12 protein-coding genes, 1 other RNA gene and 1 pseudogene are annotated in these 16375 nt (G+C 63.4%); 12 read left to right on the top strand and 2 right to left on the bottom strand.

All coding sequences use genetic code 11. The features are described 5' to 3' along the window. Nucleotides 1-189 precede the first annotated feature (189 nt). The 4 genes from QRM57_RS01535 to recR all read left to right on the top strand — a co-directional run bounded on the left by QRM57_RS01535 (nucleotide 190) and on the right by recR (nucleotide 4477). The gene (locus QRM57_RS01535) at nucleotides 190-513 is read left to right on the top strand and encodes a YqfO family protein (RefSeq protein WP_284985289.1); all 324 of its coding nucleotides are present in this window, start codon (nucleotides 190-192) and stop codon (nucleotides 511-513) included. 90 nt (nucleotides 514-603) lie between these two features. Continuing rightward, an RNA gene (gene ffs, locus QRM57_RS01530) (signal recognition particle sRNA small type) lies at nucleotides 604-700 on the top strand. 33 nt (nucleotides 701-733) lie between these two features. Beyond that, nucleotides 734-3844, top strand: coding sequence for a DNA polymerase III subunit gamma and tau (locus QRM57_RS01525; RefSeq protein ID WP_284985288.1), 3111 nt, complete (start codon nucleotides 734-736; stop codon nucleotides 3842-3844). Between the two features lie 33 nt (nucleotides 3845-3877). Then, complete coding sequence (recR, locus tag QRM57_RS01520; RefSeq protein ID WP_144661436.1) at nucleotides 3878-4477, top strand: recombination mediator RecR; 600 nt, start codon at nucleotides 3878-3880, stop codon at nucleotides 4475-4477. Nucleotides 4478-4606: 129 nt separating this feature from the next. Here recR and QRM57_RS01515 read toward each other — a convergent pair whose 3' ends face one another. Then, nucleotides 4607-5680 carry a hypothetical protein gene (locus QRM57_RS01515; RefSeq protein ID WP_284985286.1) on the bottom strand — a complete coding sequence of 358 codons (1074 nt, stop codon included), beginning with the start codon at nucleotides 5678-5680 and terminating at the stop codon, nucleotides 4607-4609. 86 nt (nucleotides 5681-5766) lie between these two features. Here QRM57_RS01515 and QRM57_RS01510 point away from each other — a divergent pair, with 86 nt between their 5' ends. The 6 genes from QRM57_RS01510 (at nucleotide 5767) to QRM57_RS01485 (ending at nucleotide 11789) form a co-directional block, all read left to right on the top strand. Then, nucleotides 5767-6285: a DUF427 domain-containing protein gene (locus QRM57_RS01510; RefSeq protein ID WP_235519764.1), complete on the top strand. Its 519-nt coding sequence runs from the start codon at nucleotides 5767-5769 to the stop codon at nucleotides 6283-6285. A gap of 95 nt (nucleotides 6286-6380) precedes the next feature. Then, nucleotides 6381-8381 (top strand): alpha/beta hydrolase, encoded by a 2001-nt coding sequence (locus tag QRM57_RS01505; protein ID WP_284985285.1) that lies wholly within the window; start codon nucleotides 6381-6383, stop codon nucleotides 8379-8381. A gap of 23 nt (nucleotides 8382-8404) precedes the next feature. Further along, nucleotides 8405-9010, top strand: a complete 606-nt coding sequence (locus QRM57_RS01500; RefSeq protein ID WP_235519762.1) for a hypothetical protein — start codon at nucleotides 8405-8407, stop codon at nucleotides 9008-9010. 38 nt (nucleotides 9011-9048) lie between these two features. Then, nucleotides 9049-9654, top strand: coding sequence for a hypothetical protein (locus tag QRM57_RS01495; protein WP_257370511.1), 606 nt, complete (start codon nucleotides 9049-9051; stop codon nucleotides 9652-9654). A gap of 39 nt (nucleotides 9655-9693) precedes the next feature. Next, nucleotides 9694-10263, top strand: coding sequence for a hypothetical protein (locus QRM57_RS01490; protein ID WP_257370512.1), 570 nt, complete (start codon nucleotides 9694-9696; stop codon nucleotides 10261-10263). 179 nt (nucleotides 10264-10442) lie between these two features. Further along, complete coding sequence (locus QRM57_RS01485) at nucleotides 10443-11789, top strand: aspartate kinase (RefSeq protein ID WP_235519758.1); 1347 nt, start codon at nucleotides 10443-10445, stop codon at nucleotides 11787-11789. A 78-nt stretch (nucleotides 11790-11867) separates the two neighbouring features. Here the strand turns inward: QRM57_RS01485 and QRM57_RS01480 are convergent, their stop codons facing one another. Beyond that, a complete protein-coding gene (locus tag QRM57_RS01480; RefSeq protein WP_284985283.1) occupies nucleotides 11868-12464 on the bottom strand; it encodes a TetR/AcrR family transcriptional regulator in 597 nt (198 codons plus the stop codon). A gap of 222 nt (nucleotides 12465-12686) precedes the next feature. Between QRM57_RS01480 and QRM57_RS01475 the strand changes: the two are divergent. Both QRM57_RS01475 and QRM57_RS01470 read left to right on the top strand, forming a co-directional pair. Next, nucleotides 12687-13787: pseudogene (locus tag QRM57_RS01475) on the top strand (MFS transporter); the annotation flags it as partial. A gap of 78 nt (nucleotides 13788-13865) precedes the next feature. After that, on the top strand, nucleotides 13866-16361 hold the full coding sequence (locus QRM57_RS01470; RefSeq protein ID WP_284985529.1) for a beta-glucosidase family protein: 2496 nt from the start codon (nucleotides 13866-13868) through the stop codon (nucleotides 16359-16361). Nucleotides 16362-16375: the final 14 nt, after the last annotated feature.

Raw genomic sequence — 16375 nt, 5'->3', positions numbered from 1 at the left:
GACGCCCCCAACGCGCCCATTCTTGCGGTACATCGTTGAGCCACCGGGTCCGGCCCCTCGCCCCCAGGCCCCGCAGCTCACAACCTTGAGATTGCCCCAATCGGTGTACATACCCATGGTCCGCCGCGAACCTCGGATTTGCAATGGTTGAGACCTGTTTGTAGCCGAAGTTGCTGACAAGATGTCTGCATGACGCAGCTTCATGCACTGGTGGTTTACGTACCTGAGACGCATATTGAGGGAGTTCTCCTCGCCATCGGTGATGCCGGCGCCGGACGGATCGGCGACTACTCACACTGTGCCTTCACTTCCCCAGGCACAGGCCGCTTCACACCGTTGCCGGGGGCGCGCCCATTCATTGGCGAGGTGTCGATTGAGCAGCAAGTGCCGGAAATCAGGGTGGAGTGCGTGGTGGAGGAGGAAATTCTCGACGGCGTTGTACTGGCTTTGCGGGCTTCTCACCCTTACGAGGAACCCGCCTTCATGACGTGGCCGGTGAACGGCTGGCGGTAGATCCGCGCAGCCCAGCCACCCGCCGTCGAGCCGTATCCACAGCCGTCGATGGCCGATTCGAACCCCGCCCCGAGTTCGGGTAAGCTTGTCGACGGCCCCTCATGTGGCGTCATCCTGTTGAACTCCCCCAGGACCGGAAGGTAGCAAGGGTAGATGGGCTCTGGCGGGTGCATGAGGGGTCTCTTATTTAAATGTCAGTCCCTATAGGTAGGTTTCACTTGTGACTGTTACAACTGCCCTTTATCGACGGTACCGGCCCGACTCTTTCGCGGACGTTATCGGGCAGGAACACGTCACAGAGCCGCTGATGACGGCGCTCCGCAAGAACCGCGTGAACCACGCCTACCTCTTCTCCGGCCCCCGCGGCTGTGGCAAGACCACGTCAGCGCGCATCCTTGCCCGCTGCCTGAACTGCGCCGAGGGCCCCACTGACACGCCCTGCGGCAAATGCCCCAGCTGCATCGAACTGGCCCGTGGCGGATCCGGGTCGCTGGACGTCATTGAGATTGACGCCGCCAGCCACGGTGGCGTGGACGACGCCCGCGACCTCCGCGAGCGGGCAACCTTTGCCCCGGTTCGTGACCGCTACAAGATCTTCATCATTGACGAGGCCCACATGGTCACGTCCGCCGGCTTCAACGCGCTCCTGAAGATCGTCGAGGAGCCGCCGGAACACATCAAGTTCATCTTCGCCACCACCGAGCCGGACAAGGTCATCGGCACCATCCGCTCCCGCACGCACCACTACCCCTTCCGGCTGGTGCCCCCGGAGCCGCTCATGCAATACCTTGAGCTGCTCTGCCAGCAAGAGAACGTCCCCGTGGCTCCAGGGGTGCTATCCCTGGTGATCCGCGCTGGTGGCGGTTCGGTCCGTGACACACTTTCCGTGCTGGACCAGCTCATGGCCGGCGCCGGACCGAACGGCCTGGACTACGAGCTCGCTGTTGCCCTCCTCGGCTACACCCATGCGTCCCTGCTGGACGACATCGTGGATGCCATTGCAGCTTCGGATGCCGCAGTGGTCTTCAAAGCAGTGGACCGCGTCATCCAGACGGGCCACGACCCCCGGCGTTTTGTCGAAGACCTTTTGGAACGCTTCCGCGACCTGATCATTGTTCAGGCGATGCCCGAGAGCGCCCAAGCCATCCTCCGCGGCATGCCCGCCGACCAGATCGCCCGTATGCGCAACCAGGCCACTAACCTTGGCGCAGCGGAACTTTCCCGCGCGGCGGATGTCACCAACACCGCACTGACGGAAATGACCGGCGCTACGTCGCCGCGGCTTCACCTTGAACTCCTGTGCGCTCGAATTCTCCTCCCCAGCTCGGAGCAGACCGAACGGGGTATCGCTGCGCGCATCGACCGCGTGGAACGTCGCCTGAACTACGCGGGCGACGCCGGAAAGCCGGCTGTTGCTGCTGCCCCGCCTGCCGCCGTGGCTTCGGTGGAAGCAGCACCGAACGTTCCCGCACCGGTGGTTGCTGCTCCGGAGCCCACCCGGCCGGAACCGACCCCTGTGCAGGAACCTGCAGCACCGTCGGCCTCCCAGCCATCGGCTCCTGCAACTCCTGAGCCGGCCGTCGCCGCAGTCAACCGCGACCCCATCACGGCGCCACGGGTTTCCACCAACGATTGGCCTGTAGAGGAACGGTCGACTGCCGGCCGCGCACCGCAGGCTGTCGCACCTCAACCATCGCCACAGGCGCAGCCTGCCGCCCCTGCACAGGCTGCGCCGGCTCCAGCTCAAGCCGCTCCTCCTGCACAGGCTGCGCCGGCTCCCGCCCAAGCCCCAGCGCCACAATCGGAACCGGCTCCGTCGGGGGCTGGGGACGTAGAAGCTCTTCGCCGCGCCTGGCCTGACGTTCTCCAAACGCTGACCAAGATCAAGCGCAGCACGTGGGCGCTCGTCGAGCCCAACGCCCAAGTGGCCCAGTTCGACGGCCAACTGCTCACTTTGGCGTTCACGACCGGTGGCTTGGCCGGTGCCTTCGGGCGCGCGGACCACTCCGAGAACCTTCGCCAAGCAATCCACAAGACCCTGGGCATTGATTGCCAGATCGTCGCGGTGGCCGGCGGCAACAGCTCAGCGAGCTCTGAGCCAAACCCAAAAGCACCTACTAGCCGGGACACCCCGGCGTCGGCAGGCGGTGGAGCGGCAAGTGTTGCGCCAGTGCCCGACGCAGCAGCACCAGCGGGAGCCTCTCCAGCCGCCGTCTCAGCGGTCGACTCCGCCTGGGGTCTTGCGCCGGCGGGTACTCCCGCGTCGGAGGCATCCCCGATTGCCCCGTCGCCGGAACCTGCCCACATGCCAACGAGCCCGGCTGCGCCCGCTTCGACCCCACGGGCGCTTGCTGATACCGCGGTGAAAACCGAAGCTACGGCGCAGGTTGCATCCGTGTCGCAGGTTGCCTCCGTGTCGCCAGCCGAACCCGCACCGCAGCCCTCAACGCAGGGAGCGGCTCAGGCCAGCTCCACCTCGGCCGGCGACTACTCATACCCGGATGACGATTGGGGCCCACCCCTCGACGAGGACGCGCCTCCACTGGATGAGGAGCCCCCTGCGGACTGGGAGCCGCCGTCCGGATACGGCCGTCCTGGCACAAGTACAGGCACAGCACCGTCCCCGGGTGCAGCACCAACTTCGGATGGAGAACCGTCCCCGGCCAAGCCTTCACCAGCCACGGCACCCAGCACTCCGGGGGCGCCCTCCAGCACCTCCGAGGACCCGTGGTCCAGGGCAGTCGAGAAGGCACCGGGAACTTGGGTAGTAGGCACGGAGTCGAACGTGGGCAGGCACCCGCAGGCCCCGGAAGAGACCGCTGCCGCCGCAGTGGACACCCCGGACTACGAGCCCGCCGCGGCCCAGGTTCCCGAAGCTGCAGCCGGAACGTACGGCCATCCAACCGGACCGGACGCTCCCGCAGGGTCGAGCTGGGACGTCGCGCCGACGTCGAGCTGGCCCGCACCCCAAGCCACGGCAACGCAGGCCACCGGCAGCGCCCCCGCGACATGGCCTTCCTTGGCCGCGCAGCCGGTTGAAGCGCACGGTTCCGTTGCCACGCTCGAGGAGGGTCCGGCGTCGGGCAGTCCCAACGGTCGTCAAAGCCTGTACCAGCGGCTGACCAACAGCCCTGAGGCACAGGCTGGTCGCGTCCAGGCGCCGGCCAGGACCCAGGCAGCCCCCACGGCGACTGCGGAGGACATCCCGAGCCCTGAGGACGAAACCATCGAGGAATCGAGGGTCTTTGGGCGGGCTGCAGTGGAGCGTATTCTGGGCGGAAAGCTGATCGAAGAGCGCGCCTTGGACGGTTCTCCCCTGCACAACCGCTGATTGCAGCATTGATTTCAACCAAATGAGGACATTGTGTACGAAGGTGCAGTTCAGGAGCTGATTGACGAGCTCGGCCGGCTTCCCGGTGTGGGCCCCAAATCAGCGCAGCGCCTGGCGTTCCACATCCTGGAGGCTGATCCAGAGGACATGAAGCGTCTGGTAACGGCCATCACCACGGTTAAGGAACGGGTGAAGTTCTGCTCGGTCTGCTTCAACGTGACCGAGCAGGAGACCTGCAACATTTGCCGGGATCCGCGCAGGGACCCGTCGGTCATCTGCGTGGTTGAGGAGTCCAAGGACGTCCTGGCCGTTGAGCGGACCCGGTCCTTCCGTGGCCGGTACCACGTGCTGGGTGGCGCCATCAATCCGATCGCTGGCATCGGTCCGGAGCAGTTGCGGATCCGCGAGCTCCTGACCCGATTGAATGATGGCGCCATCCAGGAGATCATCATCGCCACCGACCCCAACCTTGAGGGCGAAGCCACGGCTACCTACCTGGCACGTATGTTGAAGTCCATTGGGGTCGCTGTGACGCGGCTGGCTTCCGGGCTTCCCGTGGGTGGCGACCTTGAGTACGCCGACGAAGTCACGCTGGGCCGGGCATTCGAGGGAAGGCGCAACGCACTGTTGTAGCTTCGGTTCCGGGACCACCACCACGTAGGTGGCATCTGCGGCGGTGACCACTTGTCCGGCTGCGCTCCTCGCCATGTTGAAGTAGTCATCGATCTTTCCGGACACAGAATTCAAGAGGAGCCTGGGCAGTCAGGAAATGCCCGCCCTCCGCGCCTCCAACCAACGCCCTGAAATGGTGAGTAGCGCAGCAAATGCGGCCTGTACTGCAAAGCCGGCGAAAGCCACGGGCACCGGCGGCGCGAGCTGGGCACTCGATTCTCCGTCCAGGCAAGGGACTTCGCGGGACGGGCCGTCGGCGGCGTACTGGAGGCCGGCCAACATCCATCCGACGGTGTGGTCAGGGGGCACAAACTGGGCTCCAATACTCCCCAGGAGCAGCGCAGGATTCGATGCCGCAAGCCATGCCACGCGTTCCGTATGCACCACCTCCACCTCGTGCAGGCTGCCAACACACTCGTATGCAGTGATCCTCCCCGCGTCGTCCCTCTCCACGTTCACGGGCACTGAGGCGCCGCCCATCTCACTGGTTCCGGCAAGCAGCAACAGAGTGAGAGCACCATTCCCGAAGCAAAGGAACATCGTCACCACCCCAGCCAGGACGCCCGCCGGAACGGTAGAGGCAAAGCACGCCTGCGCACCTCCGCCCATGAGTCCGAACAGTCCCACCTCCAGGACAATCACGACGCCGGCCGCCCCAGCCAGCGCTGGCGGCCCACCCGTGTTGAAACCCACGATCAGCAGGACCACACATGACAGCGCAGCGAAAACGACTCCACGGATGGTCGCTGCGAGGAAGCGGACCAGAATGCTCGACCAGGCATGCCGGAAGCCACAGATGACACCCAGTATCGCGGCGGCCAAGGCCAGGAATCCAGCCATAAAGACGTAGGTGGCACCCAAGACGTCCGAGTCGAACCCTTCGAGCGATTGCACCCAGGCAACCATTGCAGCGGCAACGCCACCTGCAAAGGCGATGGCGCAACAGCAGCCCAGCCAAAACCACCAGGAGAACAACGAATTCCGGGCATCCCGCCAAGCCAGTTTCAGGGCAGTTTTGACGACGGCCGCAGGCGGTGGTTCCGAACCACCGCTGGATGAAGTCACCCGCGGCTGATCGTCAACCAATCCACCGCCGATGACCTCGTACTCCGGCTCGTTTGCACCGGCACCCCGCTTGCCCGAACGGTCAGGAACGCCGGCCAAGGCACCACGCAATCTTCATGACGTGGATGGTACGCCTGGGCGTCACGCATCAACAGAGATGCCGGAAGAAGGTGGGACCATAGTTCATGGCCCAACTCCCCCGTTTCCCCAAGCGTCCGCAGCCCGTCACCCCGCTGAGCTGGCAGGAGTCGGTATGGGACTATCCAAGGCCTCCGGTGGTGCAGCACCGCTCGGAAAGGATTGTGGTCCGGCTCGGCGGCCGGATCATTGCGGACACCGTGGATTCGGTCAGGGTCCTCGAAACCAGCCACCCTCCCGTCTACTACCTGCCCTTCGAGGCGTTCCCTGCCGGAGTATTGATCCCGGTGGAAGGCGGAACTTTCTGCGAATTCAAGGGGATGGCGGCTTACTTCGACGTCGTGGCAAACAGTGTGGTCGCATCCCGCGGCGGGTGGACCTACCCGGAACCCACGCAGGGTTTCGAGGCTCTCAGAACACGGGTTGCCCTGTACCCGGGCCGTATGGAGTCATGCGAAATTGACGGCGAACCAGTAACGGCGCAATCTGGCGGTTTCTACGGGGGTTGGATCACTCGGCGCATTGTGGGGCCTTTCAAGGGTGAACCCGGCTCCGCAGGCTGGTGAGATCCCGAACACTGCCCCCCACGAACGCGTCAATGGAGGCCACTCGAGCTGTTATGCTATTCGATGGATAAACCATTCGTTCGGGGGATTCGGTTATGGGGATTGCTTTCGATGACGGCGCGGCCGATGCTCTGATCAGTGCTGCCGATTCCGCGGATGAGGCTCTACGCTCCGAGGGCGCGTTCCTGTCGGGAGCCATTGATCGTGTCATGGAGGATTTCAAAGGGGGCTACGCCCGCTTGTTCCTCCAGGCCTGTGCCGTCAGGGCTGATGACCGTGTCCGCCTTGCCAGTGTTCTCGCCGCGTTGGTGGAGGATGTCCAGGAAGCAAAGCTGCGGGCCGCGCGGGAGAAGTCGCGGCTGAAGAACCTCGCCGACTGGCAGCAACGCGCCGACATCCGTGAACAACAATTTCAGTCTTTCCTGAGTCCGTTGAGTGACCCCATGCCCGCGGAATGGCAGTTGCCCACACCGACGGTTTCAGCAGAATTCTCCCCAAGGGAGCGGGCAAGGTTCGCCGGTGGATCAGAAGCCGGGACAAGCGCGGCGGACCCGGGAAAGCTGCGCGACTTCGCGTCCCAATCCCGAACTTCCACAAACATCCTCAATAGTGAACTCGGACGTGTGCGGAACGCCTGGGGTAGTTTCACCGCTGCTTGTTCCTGGGTGAACAGCGGCAGCGTCACCTTCGTGCCCGGTTTCGAGCAGCTGCTCAGTGAGAACACTGCTGATGCTGGGTGGGTCGAACGCATCGCCGCAGCATTTGAAGCAGCTGGCAGCGGCTCCATGGCTGACACCATCCTCAACAGCGTTCTCATTCAGTACGCTCCCCCACGGCAAGTGAGTTTGACCGACATCGGGGCCCTTAACGCCGCACAACTAAAGGCGTGGCTGGCCACCCCAGCCAACAAGGAACGGCTTCAGGGGCTGCTCGAGCAACCAGGGCTGGACCCTGTGATGATCGCCAAGTGGTGGGCCGGACTCGGCCAGACGGTCGCCACCGGGACAATCGAACCCGGCGAGGCCCAGCTTTTTCTGATCCAGACCCTTCCCGGAGTCATCGGGAACCTGAACGGTGTCACCGCCACTGCCCGGGACAAGGCCAATCGCATACGCCTCGCCACCGAGGACGAGCGCATGAAAGACGAACTCACCAAAACGCCTCAATTCCTGCCCGCAAGCCAAGGCCTGTCCGTGACCAACCCTGCTTGGACACGGCTGCAAACGCAGCAAAAGGCCCTCAATGGCATCGGTGAGGCCCTGACGAACGCCGGGGCCGCGGATGTTGCTGTTTTGCTCGGATTCGATCTTACCCACGGCTCCCCCAAGGCACAGGTCTCTGCTGGCAACCCGGACACGGCTGACAACGTCACCTACGCCGTCTCCGGTATGAACATCACCCCGCAGAGCGGTTTTAACGACTGGGCGTTCAACGCCGCGAACCTTCAGGCGCAACAAAAGTTGCTCTCTAGGGATAAGTCTTTCGCTGTGGTGGCATGGATCAACTACGAACCGCCCACGGTTCCGAGCGTGAACAGTGGCGATGCCGCCCGCGCCGGCGCCGACCGCTTCGTCACAGACCTTCAGGGCTTCAACGCCGTCAGAGAAAGCTTGGGCAACAGGACCCCGGAGACTCTGAACGTGCTGGCTCATTCCTACGGCACCACGGTGACCTCAGACGCCCTTGCCGCCGCGGAATTGAACGTCGCTTCCTTCACGATGCTCGGCTCCGCCGGCATCGAAAAGGAGATCCGAAACGCCGGTGAACTCCACGTGCGTCCCGGGCAGGTCTATGCCAGCCACGCCAGTGGCGATGGGCTGGCCCAAATGGGCCGCTTCCTGCGCCAGGATCCGCGCCTGGAATCCTTCGATGCGAAAGTGTTCTCCTCGGAATCAGCCACGATTGACGGGACCCGCTACCACGGCACCACCGAACACAACACCCTGGTACACAGAAAAGACGGCGACGGATACGGCTACCTGGACAAAGGAACCACCGCCCTGTACGAAGCTGCCCTCACAACGACCGGCCACGGAGACCGTACCCTTCCAGGCGCGCGGCCTGTCTCGCCGCCGGCCGGATTTGCTGGCCGATGAACAAGTCCGAAAGAGTGAACCTCATGTCCTATGAACCCAAGGCCCGTCTCAGGACCCGCTATGTCCTTACCGGCTTGCTAAGCATGCTCTTGGCGCTGAGCGCCTGCACCCCCACCACCACGGAGAAACCGATGACCGGCCCAAACGACCCCAGCGACCCTGCTACCGTCAAAGCCCAGGTCGAAGAACTCAAACAAGCCCTCGCGGATCTCCACGCCTTCAAAACCGAAACCCAACAAGTCATTGGGACCCAAAAATGGGTCGACGAGGGCCTCCGAAATGGCCCCTGCAGCACGTCCGGCGGGGAAGACGGCGTGAACTACATCGTCCTGAGCCAAACCCCCGACCCAGTCGACCTTGAAGCCTCAGTCAGCGCCGTCAAAACGTTCTGGGAATCCAAAGGCTTCACCACCCGCACTGAAACCAACCCCAAAGACCCAGGCCTCATCCGCCTCTACGCCGATCAGAACGGCGGACAACTCATGTCCTACTACGCAAACATCAAAGGCTCCGGCCTGGAAATGGACAGCGCCTGCATCGCAGGAGACCAAACCGCGATCTACAAAGAGCTCTATCCCGAAAACTTCGGCCTCCCGTCCAATCCCAGCCCCTCCGACACTGGCAAATAGACCTCCCAGGTAGAAGACGTTGCGGAAAGGTGAAGCTCATGCCCTTTGAACCCAAGGCCCCGGTAAGGGCAAGCCGCATACTCGCCGGACTGTTCTTTGCTGCTATTGCGCTGAGCGCCTGCACGCCCACCACCACGGAGAAACCATTGACCGGCCCAAACAACCCCAGCGACCCTGCCACCGTCAAAGCCCAGGTCGAAGAACTCAAACAAGCCCTCGCCGATGTCCACGCCTTCAAAACCGAAACCCAACACACCATCGGAACCCAAAAATGGGTCGATAAGGGCACTCGAAACATGCACTGCACCACACCAGACGGGCAAGAAGGCGTGAATTACAGCATCATGAGCCAATCAATGGAAACCCTCGACTTGGAAGCCTCGGTCAACGTCGTCAAGACATTTTGGGAATCCCAGGGCTTCACCACCCGCGTCGAATCCAACCCACGGGACCCAGGAGTCATCCGCCTCTACGCCGACGAGAACGGCGGACACCTCATATCCTTCACCGCCAACATCAAAGGCTCCGGCCTGGAAATGGACAGCTCCTGCATCGCAGGAGACCAAACCGCGATCTACAAAGAGCTCTATCCCGAAAACTTCGGTCTCCCTTCCCATCCCAGCCCCTCAACTACCGGCAAATAGAACCCCGAGGTAGAAGTCGTTACGGAAAAGCTGAAGCTCATGCCCTTTGAACCCGAGGCCCCGGTAAGGGCAAGCAGCATACTCGCCGGACTGTTCTGCGCGGCCATTGCGCTGAGCGGCTGCACGCCCACCACCAGGGATTACCCCAGTGACCCTGCAACCGTCAAAGCCCAGGTCCAAGAACTCAAACAAGCCCTCGCAGACCTCAACGCTTTCAAAACCGAAACCCAGAAAGTTATCGGGCCTCAAAAATGGGCCGACACGGACAAACCTGCCAACAGTTCCTGCAGCACACCCGACGGGCAAGACGGAGTGAATTACAGCATCCTGACCCAAACCCCCGACCCCGTCGACCTTGAAGCTTCCGTCAACGCCGTCAAAAAGTTCTGGGAATCCAAAGGCTTCACCACCCGCACCGAAACCAACCCCAAAGACCCGGGACTCATCCGCCTCTACGCCGATCAGAATGGCGGACAACTCATGTCCTACTACGCAAACATCAAAGGCTCCGGCTTGGAAATGGACACTGTCTGCATCGCCGGGGACCAAACTGCGATCTACAAAGAGCTCTATCCCGAAAACTTCGGGGCCTCTCCCACCGCCAAGTAGAACCGCAACCCGACGCCCACCGGATGCTGCTGGTCCAACAAGCCCTGGCCGCCATGTGGTCACAATTCCTGTCAGCACTGCCCGCGGCGATAAACTGGGGAAATAAGCTACGCAGGCGTGTTCCAATGCCACATTGGCAGGCCGCGTTCGAACCCTATTGATGCAGTGAGGGTGCGCGCATGACTATGCCCACTACCGAAGTGAAGATCGACGAGCTCTCCAACGAGGCTGCCATTACCAAGCAGCTGATCGTGCAGAAGTTCGGCGGCTCCTCGGTTGCCGATGCCGATGGCATCAAGCGGGTCGCACAGCGCGTCGTGGATGCGCAGAAGGCCGGCAACGAGGTTGTGGTTGTTGTCTCCGCGATGGGCGACACCACCGATGAACTCCTGGACCTCGCGAGCCAGGTCACGGACTCCGCTCCGGCCCGTGAGATGGACATGCTCCTGTCCGCCGGCGAACGTATTTCCATGGCCCTGCTTGCCATGGCCATCAACAAGTTCGGTGCTTCGGCACAGTCCTTCACAGGCTCTCAGGCCGGCATGATTACGGACGGCATCCACGGCAAGGCGCGGATTATCGACGTCGACCCCCACCGCATTCGCACTGCGCTGGACAAGGGCCACATCGCCATCGTCGCTGGTTTCCAGGGCATGAGCCGCGCTACCCATGAGATCACCACGTTGGGCCGGGGCGGCTCGGACACCACTGCCGTTGCCCTGGCGGCGGCCCTCGAAGCCGATGTTTGCGAAATCTACACGGATGTGGACGGCATCTACACTGCCGATCCCCGCGTAGTGACCAGCGCCCAGAAGATCGACCGTATTTCCAGTGAAGAAATGCTGGAGTTGGCTGCTTCCGGCGCCAAGATCCTGCACCTCCGTTGCGTGGAGTATGCACGTCGTTTCGGTGTGCCGCTGCACGTCCGTTCGTCATTCAGCCAGAACGAAGGCACGTGGGTCATCCCGGGCGCCGAAGAAAAGTTCACGATTCAAGAGGGAGTTGCCTTGGAGCAGCCAATCATCTCCGGCGTTGCGCACGACCGGTCCGAAGCCAAGGTCACCGTTGTGGGCGTTCCGGACATCCCCGGCAAGGCTGCTGCGATCTTCCAGGTGATCGCCGATGCGCACTCGAACATCGACATGATCGTCCAGAACGTCTCGACGCACGGCACAGGCCGTACGGACATCTCGTTCACGCTCCCCATCGTCGAAGGTGCGGACGCCTTGGCCGCCCTGCGTGCCGCCGAGGGCCAGATCGGCTTCGAAAGCATCGAATACAACGAGCACGTCGGCAAGCTTTCGCTGATTGGCGCGGGCATGCGTTCGCACCCCGGCGTGTCGGCCACGTTCTTCAAGGCCCTTTCCGACGCCGGCATCAACATCGACATGATTTCCACCTCGGAGATCCGCATCTCCGTCGTGACCAGCGCTGATGCGCTGGATGACGCCGTCCGCGCCATCCACAACGCTTTCGAGCTCGACGGCGACGCCGAGGCTACCGTTTACGGCGGCACCGGCCGCTAAGGAAACGCTTCGGGCGACGAGCCCAAGAGAGCTACAGATAACGCCGTTCTGGGCCTTCAGAACGGCGTTATCTGTTCCTCAGTCAGATGCTTGCGGGGGCAGCAGCAGCACATCGATGAGCTGCCGCAGGCCTTCGGCCATGTCGACGTCCTTGTCGTAGAGCCACTGCAGCTGGAGTCCATCGAAAGCGGCAACTGTCAGCCGGGCCAGCATGACGGGGTCGACGTCGGTGCGGACTTCGCCGGCAGCCTGGCGCCGCTGAACGTCGGCGGCGATGTCCTGCACCACCGTCTCGTAACGCGCTTTGAAGTAGCCATGCGAGTCGTGTTCCGGGTGGTTGGCCGTGGCTGAGGCAACTGCGTAGAGCGTCGTCAGGCCCGGCTCCCGGCGGTTGCGCTCTGCAATGGTGGCCATGAGGCCCAAACCAACGTCTTCCTGTCCGCTGCCGGCCAGGGACCGGCGGTCTCGTTCGGCCAGGACGGCCGTGAGGAGCTCCTGCTTCCCCTTGAAGTAGTGGAACAGGGTGGCTTCCTTCACTCCCACCAGCTCCGCCACGCGCTTGAGGGCCGTACCTTCAAAGCCTTCCGTGGCGAAGACGTCTGTTGCTGTCTGGATGATCTGTTCGCGGCGTTCCGCTCCCTTGGCGTACTGGCCGCGGGCCCTCGAATTAGGCATTGCGTCAGTCTATTTCACCGTCATTTCCATGAAAACCTAGTCACACTAGATTTTTATCGCTACAGTCTTTGCAGAGACCCAACGGTGGGTCGCACATTCACAGGAGGCAATGTGGCCCTCGATATCACCCAGCAGGCTCCGGCCGCCAGCACCAACCCTGTCCCGGAAGCGCCCCGGGCAAACGAAGCGCCCCGAGCAGCTTCGCGCGCCTACGTCATCGGCATGCCGATTGCGAGCGCCGGCCTCTGGATGGCTGTTCTCGCCCCCGCCCTGGTGGTCCTCGCCATCAAGGTTTCAGAAATCACCACGCCGGACACCAGGGCCGGCGCCCTCAGCCTGGTGGCAGGAGTCGGAGCGGCAGTCGCCCTCCTGGCGAACCCGTTCTTCGGGCGCCTCAGCGATCGGACAACTTCCCGCTTCGGCATGCGAAAGCCCTGGATCGTCGGCGGTTCCCTTGTTGGCCTGGCAGCACTGTTCCTGCTGGGTTCGGCCGCAGAAGTGGGCACCGTCCTGGCTGCCTGGGTTGTAGCACAGCTGGGCTTTAACGCCGCGCTGGCAGCCCTTGTAGCCACACTTCCCGACCAGGCCGGCCCCGCCGAGCGCGGGCGCCTCTCCGGGCTCATCGGCATGACACTTCCCATCGGCCTCGTGGCCGCCGCCTTCTTTGCCCAGATGTTCGACAACGCCCTGCAGATGGCCGTCGTCCCGGGAATCGTGGGCACGGCCGTGGCAATAGCTTTCGCTTTCACGTTCAAGGACCGGGTCCTCACTGAGAAGCCGGCTCCGTTGAACTTCAAGGAGATCCTCGGCTCCTTCTACTTCAACCCCAAAACGTACCCCGGACTGGGCTGGGCCTGGCTGACCAAGTTCATGGTCTACGTCGGTTACTGCGCGGGACTGTTGTATCTGCCGTACTTCTTCACGGACCACCTGCACATCGCGGAAAGCCAAGTCACCAGCCTGGTGTTCCAAGCAACGCTGGTGAGCTCAGCAGGCACGGTCATCACCAGCCTCGCCGGCGGCTGGATCAGTGACCGCATCGGCAAGCGAAAGGCCATGGTGATCATGTCCGCGCTGATCATGATGGGTGGCCTCATTGTTATCGCCACCAGCACCGGAGCCGGCCAGGTATTGGTTGGGCAGGGCGTTCTCGGCCTGGGCCTGGGCGTCTTCAGTGCCGTTGATGTAGCCCTCATCACGGACCTCCTGCCCAAAAACCAATCCGAGAACGCCAAGACCTTCGGTGTCTTCAACATCGCCCAAGCCCTCCCACAGTCCCTCGTCCCCGCCATCGCATTTCCTGTCATCGCGCTGGGTGGCTATCCCGCCCTGTTCCTCGGTGGTGCCGTGGTTGGCATCATCGGAGCACTTCTCGTCACCCGCATCAAAGGAGTCAAGAAAATGAACCCCATCCTGTCGGCAGCCGTCACCGTCCCCGCAGCCGGAAGCCCGGACGCAGAAGCCAAGATCCGGGAAATCGCCAGGAGCCTGTCCCTGGAGCAGCAGGTACAACTGCTCACAGGCGCGGATGTGTGGTCCACACACACCATCCCGGAGATCGGCCTGTCACGGGTCGTGATGTCCGACGGCCCTGCCGGCGTCCGCGGCGAGGACTTCGATGAGCGCCACGACTCCGTCTCCCTCCCGTCGTCGTCCGCTTTGTCCGCCACCTGGAGCGTCGAAACTGCCCGCCGCTACGGGCAGGTCCTGGGCCAGGAGGCCCGACGCAAGGGTGTGCACGCGGTACTGGGCCCCACTATCAACCTGCACCGCTCCCCCCTGGGCGGCCGCCACTTCGAGTGCATGAGCGAGGACCCCCGGCTCACCGCCACCATGGCCGCAGGATACGTGACCGGCGTGCAGTCCATGGGTGTTGGTGCGACGCCCAAGCACTACCTGGCCAACGAGGCCGAAACCGACCGCTTCACTGCGGACTCCGTGGTGGACGAACGCCCGCTCCGCGAGCTCTACCTGGCAGCCTTCGAGGACGCCATCACCGAGGCCCGCGCCTGGCTGGTCATGAGCTCCTACAACTCCATCAACGGAACCACTGCCAGCGAAAACAAACTGCTGGAAACACCGCTGTCCACTGAGTGGGGCTTCGACGGCGTCGTGGTCTCCGACTGGACGGGCGTGCGCTCCGTGGACGCCGCCAACGCCCACCAGGACCTGGAAATGCCGGGGCCGGTAGGCCACTGGGGACCCAAGCTTCTGGCCGCCGTCAATGACGAACACGTCAGCCGGGACGCCATTGTGGAGAAGGTCACCCGCATCCTTCGCCTGGCGGCCCGCGTGGGCTCACTGGAAGGGTTCACGCCCGCAGTCACCGAGCTGCCTGCGCAACTTGACGGTGCCGCCGTCGCCCGTGAAGTCGCTGTCCGCGGCGCGGTACTGGTCCGCAACAAGGGCCTGCTGCCCCTGGACGCCGCATCGCTCAGCAGCGTGGCCGTGATCGGCCACAACGCCGATGAAGCCCGCACCCAAGGCGGCGGCAGCGCCACCGTCATGCCCAAGTACACCGTTTCGCCGCTGGAGGGGCTCCGCAAGGCACTGCCCGACGGCGTGAAGGTCACCTACGCGCGCGGCGCCAAGGTAGCCGAGGGCATCCAGGCATTCCCCCGCACGTCCCTGCACAACCCCGTGTCAGACGTGCCCGGCATCCGGGTGAGTTTCCTCGCGGCGGACGGCACGGAAATTTCCGGGGAAGACCGCCTTGCCTCGCACCTGATCTGGTTCGGCATCGGAATTCCCGACGGCGCGGCCTCCATCCGCATGGAAGCTGACTGGACAGCCGAAACAGCAGGGATCCACCACCTGGGTGTCGGGACCGTGGGCCGGATCCGCTTTGTCCTGGACGGAACGGAGGTCTTCAACGGTGAACTCGAGGACGAGACCGAGGTCCTTGGCGCGGCACTGTTCGATCCCCCCAAAACCGTCCACGCCATCGAAACCACGCACGGCCAGAGGGTGCGGATTGAGGCGGAATACCAATTGCCCGAGGAGCAGGTCATTCCGTTCACGGCAGTCCTGCTGGGCGAAGAAACCGTGGTCGCGGACCCCCAGGCCGAGATCGACGCGGCTGTGGCGGCTGCCCGGGCTTCCGACGTCGCCGTGGTGGTGGTGGGCACCAACGCGGCCATCGAATCGGAGGGGTTCGACCGGAAGGACCTTGACCTCCCCGGCTACCAGAACCAATTGGTTGAGGCTGTCGCGGCAGCCAATCCGCGGACGGTCGTGGTGGTGAATTCCGGCTCGCCGGTACTGATGCCTTGGCTCGACGCCGTGGACGCGGTCCTGCTGGGCTGGTTCGGCGGCCAGGAGTTCGGCAACGCCATCGCTGACATTCTCCTGGGCCTCGAAGAGCCGGGCGGACGCTTGCCCACCACGTGGCCGGCGGCACTGGAGGACGTCCCTGTACTCAGCACCACTCCCGTGGACGGCAAGGTTACCTACGCCGAAGGGATCCATGTCGGTTACAGGGCGTGGTTGAAGCAGGAAGCAGAGGGCGGAGCGGCCCCTGCCCTGCCGTTCGGTTATGGATTGGGCTACACCACTTTCGAGCTCGGCACCGCCCACGCCCCGCAGGTAGTACAGGCCGGGAACGCCGTGGTGGTCCACGTGCCGGTCAAGAACACCGGCACCCGCACCGGGCGGGAAGTGGTGCAGGTTTACCTGGACCGCGACGATTCCGCCGTCGAACGTCCCGTACGCTGGCTGGCCGGCTACGCCGGAACGCATCTCGCCGCGAACGGAACCGAGAGCGTGGAAATACGCATCCCCGCCAGGGCGTTTGCACATTACGACGGCGGATGGCAGTTTGAGCGGGGTATGTTCCGTATCCTGGTTGGTCGCCACGCCATGGACGACTTCCAGCCGATGGAGATCGAACTCCGGTAATGCGGTGTTGAAAA

The sequence above is a fragment of the Arthrobacter sp. fls2-241-R2A-172 genome (assembly GCF_030208885.1).
Lineage (GTDB): Bacteria > Actinomycetota > Actinomycetes > Actinomycetales > Micrococcaceae > Arthrobacter.
This window is presented reverse-complemented; position numbering and strand designations above follow the sequence as displayed.

Bases quoted from the DNA above. Each gene is read 5' to 3' on its own strand.
- QRM57_RS01535 (WP_284985289.1), top strand. From the start codon at position 190: ATGACGCAGCTTCATGCACTGGTGGTTTACGTACCTGAGACGCATATT.
- QRM57_RS01510 (WP_235519764.1), top strand. From the start codon at position 5,767: ATGGCCCAACTCCCCCGTTTCCCCAAGCGTCCGCAGCCCGTCACCCCG.
- QRM57_RS01505 (WP_284985285.1), top strand. From the start codon at position 6,381: ATGGGGATTGCTTTCGATGACGGCGCGGCCGATGCTCTGATCAGTGCT.
- QRM57_RS01500 (WP_235519762.1), top strand. From the start codon at position 8,405: ATGTCCTATGAACCCAAGGCCCGTCTCAGGACCCGCTATGTCCTTACC.
- QRM57_RS01495 (WP_257370511.1), top strand. From the start codon at position 9,049: ATGCCCTTTGAACCCAAGGCCCCGGTAAGGGCAAGCCGCATACTCGCC.
- QRM57_RS01490 (WP_257370512.1), top strand. From the start codon at position 9,694: ATGCCCTTTGAACCCGAGGCCCCGGTAAGGGCAAGCAGCATACTCGCC.
- QRM57_RS01485 (WP_235519758.1), top strand. From the start codon at position 10,443: ATGACTATGCCCACTACCGAAGTGAAGATCGACGAGCTCTCCAACGAG.
- QRM57_RS01480 (WP_284985283.1), bottom strand. From the start codon at position 12,464: ATGCCTAATTCGAGGGCCCGCGGCCAGTACGCCAAGGGAGCGGAACGC.
- QRM57_RS01470 (WP_284985529.1), top strand. From the start codon at position 13,866: ATGAACCCCATCCTGTCGGCAGCCGTCACCGTCCCCGCAGCCGGAAGC.